At 61.2% G+C, this 23766-nt stretch carries 28 protein-coding genes and 1 tRNA gene; 16 read left to right on the top strand and 13 right to left on the bottom strand.

Features of this window, described 5'->3' with window-relative positions:
- Positions 1-81: 81 nt before the first annotated feature.
- Positions 82-1668 (bottom strand): gamma-glutamyltransferase family protein, encoded by a 1587-nt coding sequence (locus O4H31_RS06155; RefSeq protein ID WP_269343798.1) that lies wholly within the window; start codon positions 1666-1668, stop codon positions 82-84.
- Positions 1669-2268: 600 nt separating this feature from the next.
- Positions 2269-2358 (bottom strand) — tRNA-Ser (locus tag O4H31_RS06150).
- 434 nt (positions 2359-2792) lie between these two features.
- On the opposite strand from O4H31_RS06150, the gene O4H31_RS06145 reads away from it, so the two are divergent.
- Positions 2793-3095: a hypothetical protein gene (locus tag O4H31_RS06145; RefSeq protein ID WP_269343796.1), complete on the top strand. Its 303-nt coding sequence runs from the start codon at positions 2793-2795 to the stop codon at positions 3093-3095.
- Between the two features lie 84 nt (positions 3096-3179).
- Here the strand turns inward: O4H31_RS06145 and ychF are convergent, their stop codons facing one another.
- Both ychF and O4H31_RS06135 read right to left on the bottom strand, forming a co-directional pair.
- Positions 3180-4277, bottom strand: coding sequence for a redox-regulated ATPase YchF (ychF, locus tag O4H31_RS06140; protein ID WP_269343794.1), 1098 nt, complete (start codon positions 4275-4277; stop codon positions 3180-3182).
- Between the two features lie 59 nt (positions 4278-4336).
- On the bottom strand, positions 4337-4528 hold the full coding sequence (locus O4H31_RS06135; RefSeq protein ID WP_067261693.1) for a hypothetical protein: 192 nt from the start codon (positions 4526-4528) through the stop codon (positions 4337-4339).
- A 154-nt stretch (positions 4529-4682) separates the two neighbouring features.
- Between O4H31_RS06135 and trpA the strand changes: the two genes are divergently transcribed.
- The 8 genes from trpA to O4H31_RS06095 all read left to right on the top strand — a co-directional run bounded on the left by trpA (position 4683) and on the right by O4H31_RS06095 (position 11347).
- Complete coding sequence (gene trpA / locus O4H31_RS06130) at positions 4683-5474, top strand: tryptophan synthase subunit alpha (protein WP_243261149.1); 792 nt, start codon at positions 4683-4685, stop codon at positions 5472-5474.
- Positions 5475-5614: 140 nt separating this feature from the next.
- The gene (locus O4H31_RS06125; protein ID WP_269343792.1) at positions 5615-6805 is read left to right on the top strand and encodes an alpha-hydroxy acid oxidase; all 1191 of its coding nucleotides are present in this window, start codon (positions 5615-5617) and stop codon (positions 6803-6805) included.
- Positions 6778-7419, top strand: a complete 642-nt coding sequence (locus O4H31_RS06120) for a hypothetical protein (RefSeq protein WP_236627475.1) — start codon at positions 6778-6780, stop codon at positions 7417-7419. Before O4H31_RS06125 ends, O4H31_RS06120 begins: the two co-directional genes overlap by 28 nt.
- 112 nt (positions 7420-7531) lie before the next feature.
- On the top strand, positions 7532-8188 hold the full coding sequence (locus O4H31_RS06115; RefSeq protein WP_269343791.1) for a 50S ribosomal protein L25/general stress protein Ctc: 657 nt from the start codon (positions 7532-7534) through the stop codon (positions 8186-8188).
- Positions 8189-8365: 177 nt separating this feature from the next.
- On the top strand, positions 8366-9064 hold the full coding sequence (pth, locus tag O4H31_RS06110; protein ID WP_269343790.1) for an aminoacyl-tRNA hydrolase: 699 nt from the start codon (positions 8366-8368) through the stop codon (positions 9062-9064).
- A 126-nt stretch (positions 9065-9190) separates the two neighbouring features.
- Positions 9191-10366 carry a serine hydrolase domain-containing protein gene (locus O4H31_RS06105; RefSeq protein ID WP_269343789.1) on the top strand — a complete coding sequence of 392 codons (1176 nt, stop codon included), beginning with the start codon at positions 9191-9193 and terminating at the stop codon, positions 10364-10366.
- A gap of 16 nt (positions 10367-10382) precedes the next feature.
- Positions 10383-10766 carry a DUF2237 family protein gene (locus tag O4H31_RS06100; protein WP_269343787.1) on the top strand — a complete coding sequence of 128 codons (384 nt, stop codon included), beginning with the start codon at positions 10383-10385 and terminating at the stop codon, positions 10764-10766.
- Positions 10767-10768: 2 nt separating this feature from the next.
- Complete coding sequence (locus O4H31_RS06095) at positions 10769-11347, top strand: DUF4893 domain-containing protein (protein WP_269343785.1); 579 nt, start codon at positions 10769-10771, stop codon at positions 11345-11347.
- A 15-nt stretch (positions 11348-11362) separates the two neighbouring features.
- On the opposite strand, the gene O4H31_RS06090 is transcribed toward O4H31_RS06095, so the two are convergent.
- The 6 genes from O4H31_RS06090 to O4H31_RS06065 form a co-directional block, all read right to left on the bottom strand.
- Positions 11363-11896 carry a helix-turn-helix transcriptional regulator gene (locus tag O4H31_RS06090; protein WP_067625949.1) on the bottom strand — a complete coding sequence of 178 codons (534 nt, stop codon included), beginning with the start codon at positions 11894-11896 and terminating at the stop codon, positions 11363-11365.
- Between the two features lie 203 nt (positions 11897-12099).
- On the bottom strand, positions 12100-12366 hold the full coding sequence (locus O4H31_RS06085) for a tryptophan synthase subunit beta (RefSeq protein WP_269343781.1): 267 nt from the start codon (positions 12364-12366) through the stop codon (positions 12100-12102).
- 39 nt (positions 12367-12405) lie between these two features.
- Positions 12406-12672, bottom strand: coding sequence for a hypothetical protein (locus O4H31_RS06080; RefSeq protein WP_067625955.1), 267 nt, complete (start codon positions 12670-12672; stop codon positions 12406-12408).
- Between the two features lie 51 nt (positions 12673-12723).
- Positions 12724-12972, bottom strand: a complete 249-nt coding sequence (locus O4H31_RS06075; RefSeq protein WP_067625958.1) for a hypothetical protein — start codon at positions 12970-12972, stop codon at positions 12724-12726.
- A 435-nt stretch (positions 12973-13407) separates the two neighbouring features.
- A complete protein-coding gene (gene trpB, locus O4H31_RS06070; protein WP_269343778.1) occupies positions 13408-14640 on the bottom strand; it encodes a tryptophan synthase subunit beta in 1233 nt (410 codons plus the stop codon).
- An 88-nt stretch (positions 14641-14728) separates the two neighbouring features.
- Positions 14729-16669 carry an AsmA family protein gene (locus O4H31_RS06065; RefSeq protein WP_269343776.1) on the bottom strand — a complete coding sequence of 647 codons (1941 nt, stop codon included), beginning with the start codon at positions 16667-16669 and terminating at the stop codon, positions 14729-14731.
- Positions 16670-16731: 62 nt separating this feature from the next.
- Between O4H31_RS06065 and rimO the strand changes: the two genes are divergently transcribed.
- On the top strand, positions 16732-18105 hold the full coding sequence (gene rimO, locus O4H31_RS06060) for a 30S ribosomal protein S12 methylthiotransferase RimO (RefSeq protein ID WP_269343774.1): 1374 nt from the start codon (positions 16732-16734) through the stop codon (positions 18103-18105).
- Between the two features lie 16 nt (positions 18106-18121).
- Here rimO and O4H31_RS06055 read toward each other — a convergent pair whose 3' ends face one another.
- Entirely contained in the window at positions 18122-18616 is a 495-nt protein-coding gene (locus O4H31_RS06055) for a lactoylglutathione lyase family protein (RefSeq protein WP_067625967.1), read from the bottom strand.
- 95 nt (positions 18617-18711) lie between these two features.
- Here O4H31_RS06055 and O4H31_RS06050 point away from each other — a divergent pair, with 95 nt between their 5' ends.
- From O4H31_RS06050 to trhA, 3 genes are all read left to right on the top strand, one after another.
- Positions 18712-19602, top strand: coding sequence for a LysR family transcriptional regulator (locus O4H31_RS06050; RefSeq protein WP_269343772.1), 891 nt, complete (start codon positions 18712-18714; stop codon positions 19600-19602).
- Between the two features lie 139 nt (positions 19603-19741).
- Entirely contained in the window at positions 19742-20125 is a 384-nt protein-coding gene (locus O4H31_RS06045) for a hypothetical protein (protein WP_082849545.1), read from the top strand.
- Between the two features lie 69 nt (positions 20126-20194).
- Complete coding sequence (gene trhA, locus O4H31_RS06040; protein ID WP_120352155.1) at positions 20195-20815, top strand: PAQR family membrane homeostasis protein TrhA; 621 nt, start codon at positions 20195-20197, stop codon at positions 20813-20815.
- Here the strand turns inward: trhA and O4H31_RS06035 are convergent.
- Both O4H31_RS06035 and O4H31_RS06030 read right to left on the bottom strand, forming a co-directional pair.
- Entirely contained in the window at positions 20812-21168 is a 357-nt protein-coding gene (locus tag O4H31_RS06035) for a YigZ family protein (protein WP_269343770.1), read from the bottom strand. The genes trhA and O4H31_RS06035 overlap by 4 nt on opposite strands.
- Positions 21169-21172: 4 nt before the next feature.
- The gene (locus tag O4H31_RS06030) at positions 21173-21922 is read right to left on the bottom strand and encodes a M48 family metallopeptidase (protein WP_419723587.1); all 750 of its coding nucleotides are present in this window, start codon (positions 21920-21922) and stop codon (positions 21173-21175) included.
- A gap of 138 nt (positions 21923-22060) precedes the next feature.
- Here O4H31_RS06030 and O4H31_RS06025 point away from each other — a divergent pair, with 138 nt between their 5' ends.
- The 3 genes from O4H31_RS06025 (at position 22061) to O4H31_RS06015 (ending at position 23736) form a co-directional block, all read left to right on the top strand.
- On the top strand, positions 22061-22291 hold the full coding sequence (locus O4H31_RS06025) for a hypothetical protein (RefSeq protein ID WP_067625976.1): 231 nt from the start codon (positions 22061-22063) through the stop codon (positions 22289-22291).
- 10 nt (positions 22292-22301) lie between these two features.
- Positions 22302-23180, top strand: a complete 879-nt coding sequence (locus O4H31_RS06020; protein WP_269343765.1) for a branched-chain amino acid aminotransferase — start codon at positions 22302-22304, stop codon at positions 23178-23180.
- A gap of 97 nt (positions 23181-23277) precedes the next feature.
- Positions 23278-23736 (top strand): universal stress protein, encoded by a 459-nt coding sequence (locus O4H31_RS06015; protein ID WP_040700546.1) that lies wholly within the window; start codon positions 23278-23280, stop codon positions 23734-23736.
- Positions 23737-23766: the final 30 nt, after the last annotated feature.

The following is a 23766-nucleotide window of genomic DNA, read 5'->3' as shown; positions in this document are numbered from 1 at the left end:
CCGCCCACCGCCCCCCCCCCCCCCCTGCTCGTTGCCGCCCCCCCCCGGCGCGCGGCCGGGGCCGGGCGGATGCCTTGCGGCTCAGAAACCCGCCGCTTGCCCGTCTTTGCGGGGATCGGACCCGGCAGAATAGCCGCCCTCGGGCAAGCGCTGCACCAATTGCGCCCCGCCGAAGCCGAAAGCATTGTCAGGCGCTTCGACATGGACGACATGGCCCAGATCGCGCAGCCCTTGCAAAAGCTCGGGCGCCATCGCCGGTTCGCAGGCCACCTCCAGCCCCGATAGGATCCGCCAGCGCGGCGCATCGGCGGCGACCTGAACGTCCTGCCCCCAAAGCTGCGTGCGCAGCAGCAGTTGCATATGGCCCTGCGCCTGAATCGGGCCGCCCATCATGCCATAGGCCATCAAGGGCTTACCGTCCTTCATCGCGAAACCGGGGATGATCGTGTGGAAGGGGCGCTTGCCGCCCGCCACGATATTCTGATGCCCCGCCTCGGTGGTGAACCCAAAGCCACGGTTCTGCATTGAGACCCCCGTCCCCGGCACCACCACGCCCGAGCCGAAGCCCGCGTAGTTCGACTGGATAAAGCTGACCATCATGCCCGAGGCATCCGCCGTGCTCATCAAAACCGTGCCGCCCTGTTTCGGCGCACCCGCGCCGAAATCTTGCGCCTTCTCGGTCGAGATCAGCGCGGCGCGAGATTTGAGGTACGCCGGATCAAGCAGCGCCTTTTCGTCCACCTTCGTCATGGCGGTCCGATCTGCCACATAGGCATGCAGATCGCTATAGGCCAGTTTGCAGGCTTCGATCTGCAAATGCACCGCCATCAGGTCATCGGCCCCATGGGTGCGAATGTCGCTATGCTCCAGAATACCAAGCGCCATGAGCGCGGCGATCCCCTGCCCGTTTGGCGGAATCTCATGCAGCTCCACATTGTCGAAGCTTTGGCTGATTGTACCGCACCATTCGGGCTTGTTGGCGGCCAGATCGTCCATGCTCATCGCGCCGCCATTGGCCTTGGCATGGGCCACGATCTCCTGCGCGATCTCGCCTTCGTAAAAGGCGCGGCCATTGGTTTCGGCGATCAGACGCAGGGTACGTGCGGCGCCGGGGTTGCGGAACCGCTCGCCTGCGCGCGGGGCACGGCCCTCGGGCAGAAATGTCTCGGCAAAGCCCGGCTGCTTGCCCAAAACCTCGGCCCCGCGCGCCCAAAGCGTCGCGATGGTGGGCGAAACGAGGAAGCCCTCTTCGGCATAGCGGATTGCCGGGGCCAGCACGGTCGCCAGATCAAGCTTGCCGAACTTTTCCATCAATTCAACCCAAGCACTGACTGCGCCCGGCACTGTGACACTGTCCCACCCATGTTCGACCATGCCATCCGGAAAACGCTCGGGCGACCATGCCGCTGGTGCCCGACCCGAGGCGTTGAGCCCGTGCAGTTTCTCGCCATCCCACAGGATACAGAAGGCGTCAGACCCCAGCCCATTGCCCGTCGGCTCCACCACCGTCAGCGCCGCGGCGGTGGCGATCGCCGCATCCACCGCATTGCCCCCCTGCTGCATCATCAAAAGCCCGGCCTGCGTGGCCAGTGGCTGAGAGGTCGCGACGACATTATCGGCAACCACGGGGGATCGGTGGGACGGGTAGATGGGATCGTGACGAAGCATAGCTGTCCTTTGCTTGGGTAAGGCCAGCGGCGCGGTCAAACCGGCCGCCTGTGGCGTTGCCGGCAAAGTGAACGTGAATGCATCTGCATGCAACTGCTCAGCAGAATAATTCCGAGGTCAGAGAGCGGGCCGATCGCTGTCGCGCCAACTGCGGTTCCCTTGCGACCTGCGCGCCTTGAGACGCAGTATTTTGCGATGGTGACGGAAACTTCGTTCGCAATGAGAGGGGGTGAAAACCACGACCCAGAGGGCCCAAAGACGGCTCGCCTCTCGATATTGCCATGCCCTTGCACAAAGCGACTGGTCGGCATCGGAAAAGATACAATTGTGCAGAATGCGAGACCAGTCTCTAACGTTAACCAACATCTGGAACCTCCCTTTCGCATGGCGACAGGGCATCGCGCCACTGTAACCGCCTAGGATTTGGTCCCCCCGGATGGTGAGAATGCTCGCCTAAAAATCTGCCGAGAATAAGGCGGAGGGCTGCCAAAACCGTGCCGTGCAAATGTAACGAATTCGCAAAGCGAGGGTACGTTGGGTAAAATCGAGGGGGGGGGGGGAAGGCCCACGCAGGGCGCAGTGCCACAGGCTTGGCCTGGGTGGCGGAGACGAAGGGATTCGAACCCTCGAGACCCTTCCGGGCCTACTCCCTTAGCAGGGGAGCGCCTTCGACCACTCGGCCACGTCTCCGTCGACCCGTTTAGAGAGGTCGCGCCCGGGTGACAAGGCGAAATTCACAGGTATTTCTGCATTTTTCTAGGTTGGTTTCTTTTCATCCGACTGGCGCGCCAGGCCGAGCCGCCGTGACGCGCGCTTGGTCGTGCTGCTTTGCAGAAAGATGGCTGTTGCGCTGCTCTGATGAGGCCGTTTCCCGGGGCACGCGGAGCGGCTGTAGCAACTAACACAGGAGCGTGAATGACTTGTGAAACGCCGCGATAATCACGACAACCACATGATATATAAAATATATTTCCGAGAAAAGCGATCCCCGCGCCGCTTAAATACCCCAGATCGCAACCAATCTCGCTGCAAGGGCGAAACTTTCATGATCGGACACCCGTTACTTCACCACAAACGATGACATCGCAATGACGCGATTTAAGAGAAAACCAAAGGAACACATTATGAAACTTATTATGACCACCGCCGCCGCCGCTTTGATTTCCACCGCTGCCGTTGCCGACAACTCCACCCGCTACAACGACATTTTTCTCGACACCTCGGTGGCTGCTGAGACAAGCGATGTCTATGGCAACAATGACCGCATGCGGAACCCGAACGCTTCTACTAAAGCGAATGACATCATGCTGAACACCGCCGACGCCGACAAGAACCGCGACACCGTGATGAGCACGCGCAACGCCCTGCGCAGCCCCGGTGAAGGCTATGTCTACGGTGGCTTTGGCCCGGGCAACGACAGCAAATAAGCTGTCACCTCCCACAAAAAAAGCCCGGCAGCGCAAGCTGTCGGGCTTTTTTGTTGGCGGGGTCAAAGACCCCTGCAAAATCGATCAGGTGTTGAACAGGAAGTGCAGCACGTCACCGTCTTTGACGATATAGCCTTTGCCTTCGGCGCGCATCTTGCCCGCCTCTTTCGCGGGGCCTTCCCCGCCGAGCCCTACGAAATCATCATAGGCGATGGTTTCTGCGCGAATAAAACCTTTCTCGAAATCACCGTGGATAACGCCCGCTGCTTTGGGCGCCGAGGTGCCGGTTTTGATTGTCCAAGCTCGTGCTTCCTTGGGACCAACGGTGAAATAGGTCTCAAGATGCAAAAGCTCATAGCCCGCGCGGATCAGACGGTCGAGACCGGCCTCTTTCAGCCCCATCTCTTCGAGGAACATCTCGGCCTCTTCGGCCTCAAGCTGGCTGATTTCCTCTTCGATCTGGGCAGAGATCACCACATGCGAATTGCCCTGCGCTGCGGCCATCTCGGCCACTTTGGCGGAATGGGCGTTGCCCTCGGCGGCCTCGGATTCGCCCACGTTACAGACGTAGAGCACCGGTTTTGTGGTCAGCAATTGCAGCATCCGCCAGGCTTTGGCGTCGTCTTCGTCGACCTCGACCACACGCGCGGGGTTGCCAGCTTCCAATGCCTCAAGCGCCATGCGCATCAGACGTTCCTGCTGCACCGCTTCCTTGTCGCCGCCGCGCACTTTGCGCACGATGTTTTGCAAGCGTTTCTCGATGCTTTCAATGTCGGCCAGCATCAGTTCGGTGTCGATGGTTTCGGCATCCGCCACCGGGTCCACGCGGCCTTCGACGTGGGTGACATCCCCGTCTTCAAAGCAACGTAGCACATGGGCGATAGCGTCGACTTCGCGGATGTTGGCGAGAAACTGATTGCCCAAGCCCTCGCCTTTCGACGCGCCTTTCACCAACCCGGCGATATCGACAAAGGTCATGCGCGTGGGGATGATGCTTTTCGACTTCGCGATCTCCGCCAATGTGTCGAGCCGCGCGTCGGGCACAGCGACTTCGCCGACATTGGGCTCGATGGTACAGAACGGAAAATTCGCCGCCTGTGCCGCTGCGGTGCGGGTCAGCGCGTTGAAAAGGGTCGATTTGCCGACGTTCGGCAGACCGACGATGCCCATTTTGAAACCCATGACGATACCCCTATAAAAGCTGCGCGTGTGTTAGGGGTAGCCGGGGCAAAGCGCAAGGCTCAGCGCGCGCGCCGGTCCTGATGCGCCTGATAGATCAAGATCCACGCCAGCAGGATAAACATCGGATGTGTCAGCCCACCTGAGAAGATGATCGCGGGCAGCCAGATCAGGAACACCACGATGGACAGGATCGGCCGTCCGATCAGCAGGATCGACAGCGGCGGCAGGAAAAGGGCGAGTACATAATTCATGCGCCATGAGATAGGAGGCTTTGCGCCAAATGGAAGGGCGCAACGCGCGAAACGGCCTTGATCAGGGAATTTTGCCGCCCCCTGCCCCGCGGTGGATTGATTTTCGCCGCCACATTCGGCATTGCCGAGGAAAGCACCAAATGAGGCAAGCCACATGACCCGTATCGACGCCAAATTCGAAGACCTCCGCGCCCGCGGCAAAAAGGCGTTTGTCTCCTATGTGATGGCCGGTGACCCGGATTTCGACCGCTCGCTAGAGATCGTGCGCGGCCTGCCCGCCGCCGGGGTGGATATCATCGAACTTGGCCTGCCCTTCACCGATCCAATGGCCGACGGCCCGACGATCCAGCTTGCCGGTCAACGCGCCCTTGAAGGCGGGATGACGCTGAAGCGCACGCTGGAAATGGTCCGCGCCTTCCGCGAGAATGACGACACGACACCGATCGTGCTGATGGGCTATTACAACCCAATCTATTCCATGGGTGTTGAAAAATTCCTAACCGAAGCCAAAGATGCCGGGATCGACGGGTTGATCGTGGTTGACCTGCCACCCGAAGAAGACATCGAACTGTGCTTGCCCGCTCAGGATGCTGGTCTGAACTTCATCCGCCTTGCCACGCCGACCACGGATGACAAACGCCTGCCGCGCGTGGTGCAAAACACCTCTGGCTTTGTCTATTACGTCTCGATCACCGGCATCACCGGCTCGGCCGAGGCGAATGCCGCTGATGTTTCCCCTGAAGTTAAGCGCATCCAAAAGGCCAGCGGCCTGCCGGTGATCGTGGGCTTTGGCGTGAACACCCCTGAAAAAGCCCGCGCCATCGCCGAAGTGGCAGACGGCGTGGTGATCGGCTCGGCCATCGTGAACCGCATCGCCAATGGCGACAGCCCTGAGGATGTTTTGGCCTTCGTTAAAACCCTCGCCGACGGGGCGCATTCGGCGTAGCCCCTTCGCCTCAAGCAATGACCCGAAGCCCGCGCTGCCACACTGGCCGCGCGGGCTTTGGGTCATTGCTGGGGCCTTCTCAATTGCCAAGCCCCCCGCCAGTTGCTACCAAAAGTTAACCCATTCAGCACAGGTGGCCCATGCCCGTCATCACCAGTATCGACGATCTCAAACGCATCTACAAACGCCGCGTCCCGCAGATGTTTTACGACTACGCGGAATCGGGCAGCTGGACAGAACAGACATTTCGCGAGAACAGCAGCGACTTTGACCAAATTCGTCTGCGCCAGCGGGTCGCGGTGGATATGTCGGGCCGCAGCACAGCAACCCAGATGATCGGCGAAGATGTGGCCATGCCGGTGGCACTTGCTCCGGTAGGGCTGACCGGCATGCAATGCGCAGACGGTGAGATCAAAGCCGCCCGCGCGGCAGAGGCCTTTGGCGTGCCCTTCACCCTCTCCACCATGTCGATCAACTCAATCGAAGATGTGGCCGAGGCGACGACAAAACCCTTTTGGTTTCAACTCTATACTATGCGCGATCAGGACTATGTCAGCCGCCTGATCCAGCGGGCGAAGGATGCCAAATGCTCCGCGCTGGTGATTACACTTGACCTGCAAATCCTTGGACAGCGGCATAAAGACCTGAAAAACGGCCTTTCGGCCCCGCCCAAACTGACGGTGAAAACCCTTGCCAACCTTGCCACCAAGTGGGGCTGGGGCCGCGAAATGCTGGGCGCCAAGCGGCGGCATTTCGGCAATATCGTCGGCCATGTGCATGGGGTGACCGACAATGCCGACCTTGGCGCATGGACGGCAGAACAGTTCGACCCCTCGCTTGATTGGGACAAGATCGCCAAGATCAAAGAGCAATGGGGCGGCAAGGTGATCCTCAAGGGCATCTTGGATGCCGAGGATGCGCGGATGGCGCTGAAAGTCGGGGCAGATGCGATCATCGTCTCCAACCACGGCGGGCGACAGTTGGATGGGGCGCTGAGTTCGATCCGCATGCTGCCCGAAATCCTTGACGCCGTGGGCGACCAGATCGAAGTCCATCTCGATGGCGGCATCCGGTCGGGTCAGGACGTGCTCAAAGCCATGGCGATGGGCGCTAAAGGCACCTATATCGGTCGCGCCTTTATCTATGGGCTGGGCGCGATGGGGCAACAGGGCGTGACCCGGGCGCTTGAGGTGATCCACCGCGAGCTGGACCTGACCATGGCGCTTTGCGGTGAAACCCAAATCGCCAACCTCGGGCGGCACAACCTGCTGATCCCGCGCCATTTCGGCGGCGACTGGCAGGAATGGCCGCGCGATCCGGGCAAATGCTGATCTTTCTCAACCGCAACCTCACCTTTCTCGCCACGCCGAAGACCGGGACCACCGCCGTTGAAATGGCGCTGAAACCCGAGGCCGAGATTGTCTTTTCGCGCAGTCGCAAGCACCTGACCGCGCTGCGCTATCGGCGCCGCGTGCTGCCCTTTTTGCAAGAGACCTTTTCAGCCTCGCCCGAACCCTTGGCCGTGATGCGCGATCCCGTAGAGCAGATCCGAAGCTGGTACCGCTACCGCAGCCAGCCCCGGCTGGATGGCAAGAAGCTCAGCACCAAGGGGCTGACCTTCGAGGCGTTCGCGTTGGAAGTGATTTCTGACGCGCCACCGCCCCGCGCGCAGATCGGCAGCCAATTTTCCTTTCTGACCTCCGACCAAGATGACCTTTTGGTGCAGCACCTCTTTGCCTATGAACGCCAACCGACGTTTCGCGATTTTCTGGCCGACAGGCTGGGGCGCGAGGTCAAGCTGAAGCCCAAGAACGTCTCCCCCGATCTACCCGCACCCCTATCAGGCGAGGTCGAATCCCGGCTCCGCACCGCGCGTGCCAAAGAGTTTGCTCTTTATGATCGGCTGATAGCGGCAGACGGCTACCTGCAGACCCCGCAGGAATAGCGCCCCCGCCGCCCTTTTGCCCTTTCCAGCCGGGCAAAACCGGTCTATACGCGCGGCTTCACGCGGGAATACAGCCTTGGAGGATTCCCGCCCTAATCAATTGGAGACTAAAATGGCCGGAGAGATTCCTGATCTTGAAGCCCAGGTACGTACGGGGACAGGCAAGGGCGCCGCTCGTCAAGCACGTCGTGACGGCATGGTTCCTGGTATCGTATTTGGTGGCGACAAAGAGCCGCTGCCGATCAACATCCCATTCAACAAGCTGCTGACCCGTCTGCGTCAGGGCCGCTTTAAGGCGACTCTGTTCAACCTCAAGGTTGAAGGCCACGACGACGTTCGTGTGATCTGCCGCGACGTTCAGCGCCACGTTGTCAAAGACCTGCCCACGCACATCGACCTGATGCGCCTTAAGCGGACCACCAAGATCAACCTGTTCATCAACGTCGAAGTCAAAGGCGAAGAAGAATGCCCCGGCCTGAAAAAGGGTGGCGTGCTCACTCTGGTCCGTCCGGAAGTTGAACTGGTTGTGACGGCTGCGGACATCCCTGAGTACGTGACCGTGGACATCACCGGTCTCGAAATCGGCGACAGCGCGACCATCAGCCGTGTCGACCTGCCCGAAGGTGCCAAGCCCACAATCGACCGTGACTTCGTTGTGGCCACGATTTCGGCTCCTGCTGGCCTTGCCGCGTCGGATGACGACGAAGACGAGACCGCAGCGGACGAAGTACCGACAACCGAAATGGGTCCGCCCGACGGTGAAGAATAAGCATCAGCCGCAAGGCAATGCTGGAACGGGGTCGCATCACGCGGCCCCGTTTTGCGTTTGGGAGTGATTTCTTTAAAAGAAATCACTGCGGAATTTTCAAAAAATTCCGGCCCACAGCAGGCCATTCCATCCCCCTGCCCCTCTTGTTAAACTCCACCGAACCACAGGAGAAAGCCCATGAAACTCATCGTCGGCCTTGGCAATCCGGGCGGCAAATACGCCCGAAATCGCCACAACATCGGCTTCATGGCGCTGGACCGCATTGCCGACGATCACGGCTTTGCCCCGTGGAAGGGCAAGTTTCAGGGCAGTGTCAGCGAGGGACGTTTCGGCTCTGACCGGGCAGTGCTGCTTAAGCCCGAAACCTTCATGAACAACTCTGGCCAATCGGTGCAGGCGGCGATGAAGTTTTACAAGATCGACCCCGCGGATGTGATCGTCTTTCATGATGAACTCGACCTCGCCCCGGGCCGCGTAAAATGCAAGACCGGTGGCGGCCATGCGGGCCACAACGGCCTGCGCTCGATCCACGCGCATATCGGGGCAGAATATGACCGCGTGCGCATGGGCATCGGCCACCCCGGCCATAAGGACGCGGTCGCGGGCTATGTGCTGCGCGACTTCCCCAAAGCGGACGAAGGCTGGCTGGACGATGTGCTGCGCGGCGTCTCGGACGGGGCCGCCGATCTGGCGCGGGGCGACACCGGGCGCTTTATGAATGCCGTGGCGCTGCGCGTGGCCCCACCACTGTCGGGCACCGGCAGCAAGGGGCCAAAGAAACCTGCCGAAGCCCAGCCAAAGCCCGCGCCCAGCAAGCCCGAGCCGGAGGCAGAGGCCCAATCGCCGCTGCAAAAGCTGATGGACCGCTTTCGCTGAGCGCCCCAGCCTGACGCCCAGCCTGACTGACGCCCAGCCTGACTGACGCCCAGCCTGACTGACGCAATGTCGGGCTGGCCCCCGCCCCCGCGCCGTGGTTCACTGAAACTGAACAGGGGGGACATCATGCGTACATTCGGAAAATGGCTTGGCCGGGTCTTGCTCGCGCTTTTGGTTGCGGCAGTGGTCATCGGACTTTGGAAGCGCGAAGAGATTGAGCGGCTTCTGGCGGTGAACTCTCTCTTCTCCGAAGAGAAGATCGTGCACAACTTCAGCCATATGGACGGCGCGTTTCTTTCTGCCCCGATCTCCCGCGGGGACGGGCTGACCAGCGAACTTGCCTACGGCCCTGAGACCGAGCTACCCGATGCCGTCAACGACTGGATCGCGGCGCGCGATGTGACCGCGTTGGTGGTGCTGAAAGACGGTGCCATCGTCTATGAGAACTATTTCAAAGGCACCGGCCCCGAAGACCGCCGGATCAGCTGGTCGGTGGCGAAAAGCTATCTCTCGGCATTGGTGGGCATCCTGCTGGAGGAGGGAAAGATCGCATCCCTCGACGATCCGGTCACGAAATACGCGCCCAATCTCAGGGGCAGCGCCTATGACGGGGCCAGCTTACGCAACGTGCTGCATATGGCCAGCGGCGTCACCTTCGACGAAGACTATCTCGACTACGATTCAGACATCAACCGCATGGGCCGGGTCGTCGCCTTGGGCGGCCGGCTGGATGATTTCACCGCCGAACTGACGGAGACTTTCGCGGAACCTGGCAGCCAGTGGCAGTATGTTTCGATCGACACCCATGTCATCGGCATGGTGGTGCGCGGGGCCACCGGACGCAGCGTGCCGGAGTTGCTGAGCGAAAAGGTCATCGCGCCCTTGGGTCTGGAACATGCGCCCTACTACATCGTTGATGGTTCAGGCACCGCCTTCGTGCTGGGGGGCCTGAACATGACCACACGCGACTACGCCCGCTTCGGACAGATGTATGCCCAAGGCGGTGAATGGAACGGCAAGCAGGTCGTACCCGCAGACTGGGTGACAGCATCAACCAGCCCCACCGCCCCGACAGCGGCGGGCCAGATCGGATATGGCTACCAATGGTGGATCCCCGTAGGCGCCGCAGAAGGGGAATATATGGCGCGCGGCATCTATGGGCAGTACATCTATGTCGACACCGCCCGTGATGTGGTCATCGCCACCAATGCCGCCGACCGCAAATTCCGTGAGGCCGGAGTTTCGGACCAAAACATCAAGATTTTCCGCCAGATCGCGGCATCGGTCTCAGGCGGGACCTGAGGCAGAAAGGCAAGTTATGACACCCGACAGCAGCATCAACGTCCTGAACCAGCCCCTCGTGATCTGCGGGACCGACCCGGTGACGGGGTTCTTTCGCGACGGGCATTGCAACACCTGCGCGCAGGATCAGGGCAGCCATACGGTCTGCGCGGTGATGACGGCCGAGTTTCTGGCCTATTCGAAATATGTCGGTAATGATCTCAGCACCCCGCGCCCCGAATTCGGCTTTGCCGGGCTCAAGCCGGGCGATCCTTGGTGTCTTTGTGCCGCGCGTTTCCTGCAAGCCGCGGACGAGGGCTGCGCGCCGCGGGTCCACTTGGCCGCCACACATCTGCGCGCGCTCGATATTGTGCCGCTGGACGTGCTGCGCAACCATGCCATCGACGAAAGCGAGGGATAATCATGCGCCTGCGCCTCCTGCCCCTTTTGCTGCTGTTGCCTGTCTCAGCATGGGCGGAAACCACGCTCCGCCCCGCCGATAGCGCCCGACTGGACAATTTTGACGCTGCCTTTGGCGATGCCGTGATGCAGGGCTTAGCGGGGGGCGAAGCGGGGGACGTGGCCGCCCTGACACGCGCGCTCTCCGGGGAACCGCAGGTCGCCTTTTCCGCCGATTTGCAGGGCGATTGGTCCTGCCGCACGATAAAACTTGGCGGGATCAGCCCGCTGGTGGCCTATTCCCCATTCAAATGCCGCTTCACCGCAAGCGACCGCGGGTTCACCTTTGAAAAGCTTACCGGATCGCAACTGACGCGGGGGGAGATCACCCTGCGCGCGGGCCGCGCGATCTATGCTGGGGTGGGCTATGTCCGGGGCGAAACACCCCCCGATTATGCCGACCTGCCCGAAGATTTCACGTCCGGCGGCAAGGTGCAAAGCGACGTGGCGGTCTTTCAGCGGGTCAGCCCCACGCGGGCGCGGCTGTTGTTTCCATCACCGGCCATTGAGAGCGATTTCGATATTCTGGAACTGACGCGCTAAGGCGCCACGCCGCCCTTAGGCCGCGTGGCAAAGCTGCAGTTTCGACTTCGGACGCGGCATCAGCGCATCGTCCATCAGGTCTTCGATAAAGGTGCTTAGAAGCTGGGTCCGTCCGGTCACGCCAGCCTTGCGGTAAATCGCGTTGGTCTGCGCTTTCACGGTGCCTTCGGAAGTGCCGCGCATCTCAGCGATGTCGCGTGTGTTCAGCCCCTTAGTCAGGAAAATCGCCACGTCCCGCTCTGCCGGGGTGAGGTGCCATTCGCGAAAGTGTTCTTCGAGCACATCAGCGAATTCCACCGTGCAATGACGCAGCGCTGTCTCTGCCCGTTCGGCGCGCTGGAGGCTCATCCGCAGGGCCATCCAGCCCAGAACGACCCCAAGGATCAGACCCAAAACCTGGATCCCTTTGTTCGGCCCGATGTCAGCCAGAGGGGTGCCAAAAAGTGTTACGCCCCGACCCTCCAGTGCAAAAACGAGCACGAAATAGACAGTGGCGTTAAACTGTAGAGCGGCGATAACCCACAGTGCGATCTTTTTCTTATTATTCATGGTGAAGCCTTGCCTTGGTATCCGCCGTATTTAACCGCGGCACACCGAAGTGCAAGGGATGGCGGCCATGCGCCATGATCAACCCTTAGTGATTTGGCACCCGCCCTGAAGGGCGAGTGCATTGTCTTGAGGCCAGTTTGAGGGAGACTTCGCTGGCCGGAAGATTGTTTTAGCGCAATGCCTTAGCTGGCATCAGCCCGCATTTAGCGCGGGAAGCTGTTCACTTTTGCAGCGTCTTGCGCAGCGGGAAAGACGGTGACGGTGACGTCGGATGTGTCTTCGGCGCGGAAGGTGCCGCTGTTGAAGATGTCCAGTTTCACATTGTCGACCGCTTCATTGCGGCTGGAGTAGGAAACGCCTGCATCCGCTTTGTCGTTATAGCCGATTTGCTGGCCTTCCATGCCTTGGGCGAAAGCAGCGGAACCTGCTGTGGCAAGGATCAGGGCGGGTGTTGCGAGTGTCTTTTTCATGTCGTGTCCTTTCGGGGGGAAGTTGGGGTCGCGCCGTGATCAGCGCGGGAAACGGTTGACCGAAGCGTCGCTCTGCGCGGTCGGGAAAACGGTGATGGTCACGTCGGACAGGTCTTCGGCGCGCAGGATACCGTCTTTGAAGATTTCCAGTTTGGTCTCATCCACAGCTTCGCTGCGGCTGGAGTAGGAAACGCCATTGTCGGTCTTGTCGTTGTAGCCAATGCGCTGGCCTTCCATGCCTTGAGCAAAAGCAGCGGTGCTTGCTGTGGCGAGGATCAGGGCGGTTGTTGCGAGTGTCTTTTTCATAGTCTTAGCCTTTCGGGGAGGAAAGTTGGGGGGAGGAGCCGTCGTTCGCGATTAGCGGACGAAGCGGCCGTCTTTTTGTGCGTCTTGGGTTGTGACGAATACTGTTGCGGTAGCTTCGGCAGGTGTCTCGGCGCGCAGATCGTCAAAGCTCAGAGCGTCGGATGTGACGTTACGTGTGGAATAGGCGGCGTCTGCGTTATCTGCGGTATAACCGACCTGTTGGCCTTCCATGCCCTGTGCGAAGGCGGCTGTGCCTGCTGTGGCAAGGATCAGTGCGGCGGTTGCGAATGCGTTTTTCATATCGTGTTCCTTTTCAGTCCCGGGGTGGGTTGCGAGCCGATCATCAGTGACGCGGCGTCGTTGGGATGACAGGGAAAAGGGCATTCGAGGGGGGATTGGCTATCTGCCTCGGGTTTAAATCATCCGATCTAAACCCCTGTAAGAGCGTCATAAACTTTGGTTTACGGCGCCATGGCAGAGCGAGAAACGAGGGAAAGATGCCTTAGCGTCAAGCCTGCATGGGCGAAACAGAGTTTCGCTAGCAGGCGCGCGGGCCGTAGGCGAAGGCTAGCGGGTCTTTTCTCAATGTGAAAGTTTTTTCGCTCTTTTTCTGCAAAGAACTTCGCCCCCTGCGCAAAGTTTATGCGAAAATCGCGCGATTGGCTTCGGCCCACAAAAAACGGGCCCGCGTTTTCACGCAGACCCGTCAAATTCCACTCAGATTCGGAAGCGGATTTAGGCGAATTCGCCCATGTCGAAGTCCAATGCCCGGGCGACGGTGAAGATATCTTTGTCGCCGCGACCACACATGTTCATCACCAGCAGGTGGTCTTTCGGCAGTTCCGGCGCGATCTTCATCACATGGGCCAGCGCGTGGCTGGGCTCCAGCGCCGGGATGATGCCTTCGAGGGAACAGCACAGCTGGAACGCCTCCAGCGCCTCACGGTCGGTGATCGAGACATATTTGGCGCGGCCAATATCGTGCAGCCACGAATGCTCTGGCCCGATGCCCGGATAGTCCAGCCCCGCTGAGATCGAGAAGCCTTCGAGGATTTGCCCATCGTCGTCCTGCAACAGATAGGTGCGGTTGCCATGCAGCACGCCGGGGCGGCCCCCGGTGAGGGAGGCGCAATGCTCCATCTTTTCGTTCACGCCTTTGCCGCCTGCTTCGACGCCGATGATGTTCACCGACTTGTCGTCAAGGAAGGGGTAGAAGAGGCCCATAGCGTTCGACCCACCACCGATGGCGGCGATCAGCGTGTCGGGCAGACGGCCCTCGGCCTCTTCCATCTGAGTGCGGACTTCCTTGCCGATGATGCTCTGGAAATCACGCACCATCGCCGGATAGGGGTGCGGCCCGGCCACGGTGCCGATGCAGTAGAACGTGTCGCGCACATTGGTCACCCAGTCGCGCAGCGCGTCGTTCATCGCATCCTTCAGCGTGCCGCGACCAGAGGTCACCGGCACCACCTCGGCACCCAACAGGCGCATACGGAAGACATTGGGGGCCTGACGCTCCACATCATGCGCCCCCATGTAGACCACGCATTTCAGCCCGAACTTGGCACAGACCGTCGCGGTGGCGACCCCGTGCTGCCCTGCCCCGGTTTCCGCAATGATGCGCTTCTTTCCCATGCGCCGCGCCAGAATGATTTGGCCCAGCACATTATTGATCTTGTGCGCGCCGGTATGGTTCAACTCGTCGCGCTTCATATAGACTTTCGCACCGCCCAAATGCTCGGTCAGCCGTTCGGCGTGATAAAGCGGGCTGGGGCGACCGACGTAGTGGGTCCACAGATCATGCATCTCGGCCCAGAAACTGTCGTCGGTCTTGGCCTTCTCATATTGCTCTTCCAGTTCAAGAATGAGCGGCATCAGCGTTTCCGAGACAAAGCGCCCGCCGAAATCGCCGAAACGGCCCTGTTCGTCGGGGCCGGTCATGAAGCTGTTGAAAAGATCGTTGGCCATTGCGCCTCTCCTAGAATGTCGCGTCAGCCTTACCGCAGCCTGCCTCCATGCGCCACCATGAGTTTCGCCAAGCGGCTGCGGTCGGCGGCTAGTCGAAGAGTTTGAACAGCTCGCGTTTCAACGCATTCTCCAACTCATCCTTCACGATATCCTCGGTTGAGCGGCTGTCATCCGGTGCGATGTTCAACTCTTCCTGTATCTTTTCGCGCACTTTATCTTCGGCCTGCTGCTTTTCTTCGGCAAAGTTCAGATCAATCGCGGCACGCAGGTCGGGCTTGATCTGCGGATCGGCCCATGGCCCCGTGATCCGCACCGGCACCGCCAGCCCGCCGCGCGACGCATTGACGCGCAGTGCCTTGGGCGTGAACGTATAATCTAGCGTCCGTGCGCCCAGATTGACCTGCCCTGCCCCGGTCGCGTTAAAGTTTGGCAGCAGCATTAGCAGGTCATCATTGCGCAGAACCCCTTGGGCGATGTCGAATGTCGCTTCCATGGAATCGAAAACCGTGCTGCCGCCCTCAGCGTCTACCGACCCCAAGAGCGCATCCAGATCGATCCCGGCAATCGTGCCCCGCCCCATGCTCAGCGTCCCATTGCCACTGAGCGAGCGCATGATCGCGTCCAGCGATTGCCCGGAGCCGAGGAAAGACAGCGCCGCAGTCCCATCCCCGGTAAAGCGCGTCACCCCGGCGGTATCCTCCAGCAGGTCGCGCATCTGCACGCTTTGCGCCGTCAGCTTACCGCCCACCGACAGGCCGCTGCGGTTGTTCATCACGAACTCGCCCGCGACCTTGCCGCCATAGACGTTCATATCCTGCAGATCGAACACCATTCGTGCGCGGTCATTGCGCAGCACGGCGCGGGTGGCGCCGAGGTCAAGTTGCCCCAGATCGATGCTTTCCGCGCTCAGGGCGATGTTCCCGTCAAAGGCAGCGAGCCAATCCGCGTTGATTTCTTGTCGGGACCAGCCCTCCAACGCGTCACCCTGCGTTTGGCTGCTGGAGCCATTCGTTTCGGCCCCGCCCTCCGACAGTGCGGATAGGTCCAGCGCCCCGGTGCGCAAGTTTGCGGTGATGCGCGGCGTGCCGTTCAGCGCCAGATCGGCCTGCCCGGTCAGGCTGTTGCTGCCCAAGTCCACCGCGATATTGCGCAGCGCCAAACGCCGATCCGCCGTCAATGTCAGCCCACTGCGCAGATCGACCGACTGGCCCAACCCCCGTGGCAGCGTGACACCGCCCGTACCGAAAGACGCAAGAAACCGCGCCGTATCGGGGCTATCGACCCGCAGTTCCCCCGCCAGCGCACCATTGAGTGATCCGCGCCCATCGAAAGAGACTTCGCCCCCGCGCGTCGCAACATCCGCGCGCAGCGGCTGCACGCCGCCCTCCAGAAAATCCGCAAAGCCTTCGATCCGCGCGGCAAGCCGAACCACTTCCCCCGCCGGGGCCATGCTGGCGGTGATATCCGCCGCCCCGCCCCGCTCTGGCCAATCGAGCGCCAGATCGACACCTTCATAGCGCAGCAGATCTGCCCCTTCGGCGTCATAGATCAGCGTGGCATCGATCACCGTCAGCTTCTGAATGCTCAGGGGGCGGCGGCTGGCGGTCGGTTCGCTCTGCGTCTCAATCCGCGCGCCGCTGCTGCTGTCGGTGAACTGCCAACTCGCCCGTCCGTCGCGGCGCTGCTCCAACCGGATCACCGGGCTTTGCGCCGCGATATTGGTGATGCGTATCTCACCGCGCAAAAGCGCGCCCGCATCCACCCCAATCGCCGCATTCGCCGCCGTCAGCATCGCGCCCTTGTCGGTCCAGTCAGCATTGCCAACCTCAAGCCCGCCCGCTGTCACCCCCAGCACCGGCCAGAGCGTTACACCCACATCACCGGTGATCGACACCGCGCGCCCGGTCATCCGGCTGAGTTGGTCACTGGCGATCCGCGCGATCCGGTCACCCGGCAGCAAGAACAGTGACCCCAGCATGACCACAATGATCAGCAACAGCGCGCCGATGCCGCGTATAATCCATCTCATGGCTCTCTCCTCCTGCCCGGCGGCTCTTTCCCCGCTGACTTGCATGCCTTATAGCGCAATGCATGAGCACAAACCCACCCAATCTGCGCCCCGACCTCGCCCCACAGGCGAAGATCAGCAACCCCGCCCGCCCCGGCCAGCCGACAATCGGCATGGTCAGCCTTGGCTGCCCCAAGGCGCTGGTGGATTCTGAACGCATCCTGACGCGGCTGCGCGCCGAGGGCTATGGCGTATCGCCTGATTACGCGGGCGCGGATGCGGTGATCGTGAACACCTGCGGGTTTCTTGACAGCGCCAAGGCCGAAAGCCTCGAAGCCATTGGCGAGGCGCTGACCGAAAACGGCAAGGTGATCGTCACCGGCTGTCTCGGAGCCGAGCCCGACTACATCCGCGAACACCATCCCAAGATCCTCGCCGTGACCGGCCCGCATCAATACGAACAGGTGCTCGACGCGGTGCATGGCGCGGTGCCGCCCAGCCCGGATCCATTCATTGACCTGCTGCCTGCGCAGCAGGTCTCGCTCACCCCGCGCCACTACAGCTATCTCAAGATTTCTGAGGGCTGTAACCACAAGTGCAAGTTCTGCATCATCCCCGACATGCGTGGCCGTCTGCAATCGCGCCCCGCCCATGCGGTGATGCGCGAGGCCGAGCGGCTCGTCGACAATGGCGTCAAGGAACTGCTGGTCATCAGCCAAGACACCTCCGCCTACGGGGTCGACATCAAACACGCCGAAGACCGTGGCCACCGCGCGCATATCACCGATCTGGCGCGCGACCTCGGCAGCTTGGGCGCATGGGTGCGGCTACACTACGTCTACCCCTACCCCCATGTGCGCAAACTGATCCCGCTCATGGCCGAAGGGCTGGTGCTGCCCTACCTCGATATCCCGTTCCAGCACGCGCACCCGGACGTGCTGAAACGCATGGCCCGGCCCGCGGCGGCGTCCAAGACGCTGGATGAGATCGCCGCGTGGCGCGATACCTGCCCCGACATCACCCTGCGCTCGACCTTCATCGTCGGCTACCCGGGCGAGACTGAGGCTGAGTTCCAGACCCTGCTCGATTGGCTGGACGACGCGCAGCTCGACCGGGTCGGTTGCTTCCAATACGAAAACGTTGAAGGGGCGCGATCGAACACGCTGCCCGACCATGTCGCACCAGAGGTCAAACAAGACCGCTGGGACCGCTTCATGGAAAAGGCACAGGCCATTTCCGAGGCCAAGCTCGCCGCCAAGGTCGGCAAACGCCTCGACGTGATCGTCGATGAGATCGACGAAGACGCGGCCACCTGCCGCACCAAGGCCGACGCACCCGAGATCGACGGCAACCTTTTCATCGACGAGGATTTTCAGAACCTCAAGGTAGGTGACATTGTCACCGTCGAAGTCGAAGAGGCCGGCGAATACGACCTTTGGGGACGTCAGATCACCTGACGCCCCCGGTGGCCGATCAGGCGTAGGCACCTGCCGAATAGGTCAGCTCATAGCTGTGGCTGTAAAGCTCGAAGACGATGCCAAAGGGGTCTTCGACATAGACCATGCGGTAGGGTTTCTCGCCCGGGAAATACTCCCGCACCGGCATCCGCTGCTTGCCACCCGCCGCGACGATCCGCTCCAACAACCCTTCAACATCCGGGTCTTGGATAGCAAAATGGAACGTGCCGTGGCGCTTGTGCTCCAGCTTTTCCTCTGGGGCGTAATTGCCGGGGAATTCGAAGATTTCGATGCCGATACCATCCGCTGTCGCAAGATGTGCAATGCGCAGCGAACCCCAACCGGGGCCGAAGACATCGGTGCACATGACGCCGATGGCGGTGTCTTCTTCCACCGCTTCAGTGGGCTGCATCACGACGTAAAAGCCCAACACTTCGGAATAGAATTTCACCGCAGCGTCAAGGTCCGGCACGGATAGGCCGATGTGGGAAAAGGTACGGGGGGTGGTCATGGGGTTTCTCCTGTTTGCGTTGAGCTTGAGATAGACAGGCACGCCCCACATGTGAAATTATCAAACCTCATCCAAATCATAACGAAACGTTTGATATGCTGAATGCCACTTGGCTTGAGACCTTCACCACCCTTTGCGAAACGGGACATTTCACCCGCACGGCCGAGCGGCTCAACATGACGCAGCCCGGCGTGTCGCAGCATCTGCGCAAGCTGGAGGACCAGTTGGGCCAGCCGCTGATCGCGCGCGACGGGAAAAGTTTCACCCTGACCCCGGCGGGCGAAGCGCTGTTCGAAACCGGCCTTGCCCGCCGCCGCGAAGAGCAGCGACTGCGCGAACGGATCGCCACCGATCTGCCCGACCGCGGCGTGGTGCATATCGCCTGCTCCGGCAGTTTCGCCATATTGCTCCAACCCCTACTGCTGGAGTGGATGGCCAACGCGCCGGACCTCTCCCTGCACCTTGAAGCCGCACCCCAAGCCACGATCCGCGCCGGGTTGCTGGATGGGCGGTTCGATCTGGGTGTGCTGGCCGATGATCCCGCCCATGCCAGACTGGAGGCCCAGCATCTGGGGCGTGAGGAACTTTGCCTTGTTCTGCCGGTTAATGCATTGGAACAGATAGAAAGTTTCTCCGATCTTGAAACCCGCGGCTTCATCGCACATCCCGATGGCTTTGCCTATGCCGACGATCTGTTGCAGTTGAATTTTCCGGGCAGCTATCCGGGGGCCGACCGGATCCGCCTTCGGGGATATGTGAACCAAATCGGCCAGATTCCGGCGGCGGTGGCGCGGGGGGTGGGCTACACGCTTTTGCCCCGCAGCGGGGTCGAGACTTTTGCCGCGAAGGACCAGCTTCGGCTGCTGCCTCTGCCCAAACGACGCTGGCATGATCTTTGGCTCGCTTCGCGTCGCGGACGGCCCATGCCTGCGCGAATGCGCAGAGCGGCGGAACTTATCGCTGAGGCCGCAGCGTCCCTGCGCTAAGCCTACATTTCGCCGATATTGTGGAACCAAACCACCTCGCTACTAGATATACCCTTAAGGAAGGGCGAGAATACGGAGAGACTTGAACATGTTCCCTTTCTGTTCTATATGTAGAACGCAGTAGCAGAGGAATGACCACATGTCTTTTCAACCTCAGTTTCCCGGCATCTTCGATCCTGACCAACAGGGTCGCCCGCCGCGCGGCAGCGACAGTGCACAGCCCAAACAGGCCGACCGCCGCATGCCCGCGACCGAAAAACAGATGCAATACGCCCGGACCCTTGCCAAGAGAACGGGCAGTACGTTGCCCGAAGGGATCGAGGGTGACCGCACAGCGGTGTCCGAATGGATCGACGCCCATAAACCGCAGGCGTTAGAGGGGCCTTTCGCCGCCTACCCGTCTGCCAAGCAGGTCGCCTTTGCCGAACGCATCGCGCGCCTAAAACGCCGCGATGTGCCGCAGGAGTGTTTTCGCGACAAAACCCTGATGTCGCGCTGGATCGACGGCAACAAACCGCGCTGATCCGTCGGGTCGCCCGACTGACGCGGCGTCATCTATGGCATGGCAGAACGACGCTGCTACCTTTTCGGAATGGCTTATCCGACCTCCATTTCTGAAACCTTGGCTGATGGCACAGTGCATCTGCTCAGCCTCGGCTTCGCTATCCCGGCCAGTATCTTTTTGATGATGCATGCCGCAGGTCAGGAGGGCACGCTGACCGCCACGGTGATCTATGCGGCGTGTATCCTTGCCTCCTTCACCGCCTCTGCCGTCTACCACCTGCTGCCCTTCGACCGCAGCCGCGCTTTTCTCGGCCGTGTCGACCACGCGGCGATCTACTTCAAGATCGCGGGCACCTATACACCGCTGGTGATGGTGATCGGCTCAGGCTTTGCCTATGGCATTCTCGGCGTGGTCTGGGCGCTCGCGGTGATCGGCGCGGTGGCCAAGCTCTGGTTCTGGCGTACCGATGCGCGGGGGTCACTGGCGCTCTACCTCGGGATGGGCTGGCTTTCGGTCCTGTTGATCTACCCGATGTGGCACAATTTGCCCGGTGCCGCCTTGGCGCTGGTGGCCGCGGGCGGGCTAACCTATTCGGCGGGCACGTTGATCTATGCCCACCCTGGCATGCGCTATCAGAACGCCATCTGGCATGTCTTCGTGTTGATCGCCACGGCCTGTTTCTTTGCCGCGATTGCACTGAGCCTTTAGGCTGCGACCGTGTCCAGATATTCCCGCACGCAGGTCTGGACATGGCGAAACCGATCTCCGCCCAGATGTTTGCCGCCGTACCAACGGGTGACGACGATGAGGTGATCCTCCAGCCCTTCCCGTTCCAGCATGCGCAGGATCACCATCCCGGCACCGGATTCGCCATCATCCCCTTTCAGCGGGCCGGAGTCTGATAGCAGCACGGCCCATGTGTTATGCGTGGCCTTGGCATAGGCTTTCTCGCGCATAAGGTCTTTCAGCGCGGCGTCGACCTCGGCACGGTTGCGCGCGGGGCAGCCCGACACCGCATATTTCGACCCGCGGTCGTTCAGTACCTGCCCCAGTTTGCGCAAACCGTCACAGCCCCGCCATGGTGCGCCGCACAATATCAATGCGCGAACTGTTGGGCGGGTGCGTGCCAAGGAAACGATCACCCGGATCAGGGATGCGGGTAAAGAATTCCGCCCCGCGCAGCGGATTATAGCCCGCCCGCGCGGTGATGATCGTTCCAAGAGCATCGGCCTCAAGCTCGAAGTCCTTGGAGTACCGCCGCGCGCCGACCTCAGCACCCAGTTCCTGCGCCGTGCGCACAGCGGTCGCGTCGCCGCCGCTGAGCGTGGCGATCCCCGCAAAAATCACCGCGCCCGCCATGGCGTTTTGCTGCTGGCGGCCAATATGGCCCGCTATGTGATGCGCGGTCTCATGCCCCAGCACAAAGGCCAGCTCGTCTTCGTTGCGGGCATCGGCAATCAGCGCCAAGGTAAAGGCCACGATCGGGCGGCCGTTTTTATCTAGCGTTTGAAAGGCGTTGGCAGGCTGGCCGGGGCGATCATCGACAACGATGTTAAAGTCGCAATTCATCCCCGTGGTGCGGTTGCGGCACTCCCGCTCGGCCACAGGCTCAAGCGTGCGAACCACCTGCACAAAGCTCCGCGCGGCGGCGTTCGCGCTTAGCCGTGGGCCCGACTGCCCAGTGGTCTGCTGCCCGGTGGTTTGCTGCCCCGTGGTCTGCGGCCGGTCGACCGGGATCGGCCCTGTCTGAACCGGTGTTACCTCACAGGCCGAAAGCAGGGCGATGACGGCAAATGCGCCAAGGGCATCCAACAATTTCACGGCAAGTCCTCGCTCGGTTTTTCCTCGCCCACCTGTCTATCATGACGCCCCGGCGCTGCCACCCCCGTTCACAGAGCTTTGACGTCCCAACGGCGGTCTTGCGCTTGCCCGCACAAAGCCTAATGTGCCCTCATGTTTACCATCGAGCACGAATTCGACGCCACCGTCATCACCCTGATCGACGAATCCGACGCCCCCCTGCGCGAGGACGTGACCGTCTCTGCCTTTGCGGGGCAGATCACGATCGAGCAATGGGACGCGCGCACTGACCGTGTGGTCAAGATCACCCTGTCCCCCGCGCAGCTGAGCGATCTGACAGCGGCATTGAACCTGCCCGAGGGCATCTACCGAAGCAATTCCTAAGGATCGTCACATGGCCACCGGCACAGACATCAAGACCTATTTCAACGGCGCATGGCACGACGGCGATCTGCCCACCATCAAGGCCGCCGATCACGGCGCATGGCTCGGCACCACCGTTTTTGACGGGGCGCGGCTGTTTGACGGGCTGGCCCCCGATCTTGAGGCGCATTGCGCGCGGATCAACCGCTCGGCCCGTGCCCTGATGATCACACCAACGGTCGAGACCGAGGATATGATCGAAATGTGCCGCGAAGGGCTGAAGAGCTATTCGCACGATCAGGCGGTCTATATCCGCCCGATGTATTGGGCGTTGGCCGGCGATGAGCTGGGCATCGTGCCGCGCGAAGGCGCCACCGGTTTCGCCATCAGCTTGGAGGCCATCCCCATGGCCCCGCCAGAGGCCGCAACCACCCTCACCCGCACCCGCTTCCGCCGCCCGGTGTTGGAGGACAACGTGGTCAACGCCAAGGCGGGCTGCCTCTATCCCAACAATGCCCGGATGATGGTCGAGGCGCGTTCCAAAGGCTTCGGCAACGCACTGGTGGCCGATGCCATGGGAAATGTGGCCGAAAGCGCCAGTGCGAACGTCTTTATGGTCAAAGATGGCGAGGTCTTTACCCCCATCCCCAACGGCACCTTCCTTGCCGGGATCACCCGCGCGCGGCATATGTCGAACATGCGCGACGCGGGCATGAAGGTGCATGAGACCGTCCTCAGCTTTGACGATTTCCATGCCGCCGATGAAGTGTTCCTGTCGGGCAATATGATGAAGGTCACCCCCGTCCGCGCCTTTGACGACACGCAATATGGCACCGGGGACAACCAAAACCCGGTCACCCGCCGCGTGCGCGAAATGTATTGGGATTGGGCCGCAAGTCAGCGCGGCTGAAGGTCCGGGCGGCAGCGGCGCGCAAAAGCAATTGCCAGCGCCGCCCGCCCGCGCCATGATCGTACCGCACCGGGAGGAGGTGCGGAGAGAGGGTTTGATGCGGAAATTCCTAGTGGTGCTGGACGATAGCACCGAATGTCTGAATGCCATGCGCTTTGCCGCCCTGCGCGCGGCGCGCACCGGGGGCGGCGTGGCTGTCCTGTCGGTGATCCCGCCGGAAGAGTTCAACCATTGGATCGGTGTCGGTGACCTGATGCGCGAAGAGGCCCGCGAACGGATCGAAGTGCATTTCGAGGTTTTCGCCAAATGGATGCGCGACAAACAGGGCGTCGATCCTGAGTTGATCATCCGCGAAGGCGAGCCAACGGATGAGATCATCCAACAGCTTTCAGACGACCCAGACATCGGCGTGCTGGTGCTCGGCGCCAGCGGCGACCGCAAGAAAGGCCCGGGCCCGCTTGTTACGCAATTGTCGCGCTCTGCCGGGGCACTGCCTGTGCCGATCACCATCGTGCCCGGCGATCTCAGCAAGGAACGGCTCGAAGCGATCACTTGACCGCAGCCTGTGCCTGACCCAGCCCTGCAT

This window comes from Sulfitobacter dubius (assembly GCF_027214245.1).
Classification (GTDB): domain Bacteria; phylum Pseudomonadota; class Alphaproteobacteria; order Rhodobacterales; family Rhodobacteraceae; genus Sulfitobacter; species Sulfitobacter dubius_A.
The sequence above is the reverse complement of the archived record's forward strand: the minus strand, read 5'-3'. Positions and strand labels throughout refer to the sequence as shown.

Excerpts from the sequence above, each read along its gene's own strand:
- O4H31_RS06155 (WP_269343798.1), bottom strand. The coding sequence starts at position 1,668 with ATGCTTCGTCACGATCCCATCTACCCGTCCCACCGATCCCCCGTGGTT.
- O4H31_RS06145 (WP_269343796.1), top strand. The coding sequence starts at position 2,793 with ATGAAACTTATTATGACCACCGCCGCCGCCGCTTTGATTTCCACCGCT.
- ychF (WP_269343794.1), bottom strand. The coding sequence starts at position 4,277 with ATGGGTTTCAAAATGGGCATCGTCGGTCTGCCGAACGTCGGCAAATCG.
- O4H31_RS06135 (WP_067261693.1), bottom strand. The coding sequence starts at position 4,528 with ATGAATTATGTACTCGCCCTTTTCCTGCCGCCGCTGTCGATCCTGCTG.
- trpA (WP_243261149.1), top strand. The coding sequence starts at position 4,683 with ATGACCCGTATCGACGCCAAATTCGAAGACCTCCGCGCCCGCGGCAAA.
- O4H31_RS06125 (WP_269343792.1), top strand. The coding sequence starts at position 5,615 with ATGCCCGTCATCACCAGTATCGACGATCTCAAACGCATCTACAAACGC.
- O4H31_RS06120 (WP_236627475.1), top strand. The coding sequence starts at position 6,778 with ATGGCCGCGCGATCCGGGCAAATGCTGATCTTTCTCAACCGCAACCTC.
- O4H31_RS06115 (WP_269343791.1), top strand. The coding sequence starts at position 7,532 with ATGGCCGGAGAGATTCCTGATCTTGAAGCCCAGGTACGTACGGGGACA.
- pth (WP_269343790.1), top strand. The coding sequence starts at position 8,366 with ATGAAACTCATCGTCGGCCTTGGCAATCCGGGCGGCAAATACGCCCGA.
- O4H31_RS06105 (WP_269343789.1), top strand. The coding sequence starts at position 9,191 with ATGCGTACATTCGGAAAATGGCTTGGCCGGGTCTTGCTCGCGCTTTTG.
- O4H31_RS06100 (WP_269343787.1), top strand. The coding sequence starts at position 10,383 with ATGACACCCGACAGCAGCATCAACGTCCTGAACCAGCCCCTCGTGATC.
- O4H31_RS06095 (WP_269343785.1), top strand. The coding sequence starts at position 10,769 with ATGCGCCTGCGCCTCCTGCCCCTTTTGCTGCTGTTGCCTGTCTCAGCA.
- O4H31_RS06090 (WP_067625949.1), bottom strand. The coding sequence starts at position 11,896 with ATGAATAATAAGAAAAAGATCGCACTGTGGGTTATCGCCGCTCTACAG.
- O4H31_RS06085 (WP_269343781.1), bottom strand. The coding sequence starts at position 12,366 with ATGAAAAAGACACTCGCAACACCCGCCCTGATCCTTGCCACAGCAGGT.
- O4H31_RS06080 (WP_067625955.1), bottom strand. The coding sequence starts at position 12,672 with ATGAAAAAGACACTCGCAACAACCGCCCTGATCCTCGCCACAGCAAGC.
- O4H31_RS06075 (WP_067625958.1), bottom strand. The coding sequence starts at position 12,972 with ATGAAAAACGCATTCGCAACCGCCGCACTGATCCTTGCCACAGCAGGC.
- trpB (WP_269343778.1), bottom strand. The coding sequence starts at position 14,640 with ATGGCCAACGATCTTTTCAACAGCTTCATGACCGGCCCCGACGAACAG.
- O4H31_RS06065 (WP_269343776.1), bottom strand. The coding sequence starts at position 16,669 with ATGAGATGGATTATACGCGGCATCGGCGCGCTGTTGCTGATCATTGTG.
- rimO (WP_269343774.1), top strand. The coding sequence starts at position 16,732 with ATGAGCACAAACCCACCCAATCTGCGCCCCGACCTCGCCCCACAGGCG.
- O4H31_RS06055 (WP_067625967.1), bottom strand. The coding sequence starts at position 18,616 with ATGACCACCCCCCGTACCTTTTCCCACATCGGCCTATCCGTGCCGGAC.
- O4H31_RS06050 (WP_269343772.1), top strand. The coding sequence starts at position 18,712 with ATGCTGAATGCCACTTGGCTTGAGACCTTCACCACCCTTTGCGAAACG.
- O4H31_RS06045 (WP_082849545.1), top strand. The coding sequence starts at position 19,742 with ATGTCTTTTCAACCTCAGTTTCCCGGCATCTTCGATCCTGACCAACAG.
- trhA (WP_120352155.1), top strand. The coding sequence starts at position 20,195 with ATGGCTTATCCGACCTCCATTTCTGAAACCTTGGCTGATGGCACAGTG.
- O4H31_RS06025 (WP_067625976.1), top strand. The coding sequence starts at position 22,061 with ATGTTTACCATCGAGCACGAATTCGACGCCACCGTCATCACCCTGATC.
- O4H31_RS06020 (WP_269343765.1), top strand. The coding sequence starts at position 22,302 with ATGGCCACCGGCACAGACATCAAGACCTATTTCAACGGCGCATGGCAC.
- O4H31_RS06015 (WP_040700546.1), top strand. The coding sequence starts at position 23,278 with ATGCGGAAATTCCTAGTGGTGCTGGACGATAGCACCGAATGTCTGAAT.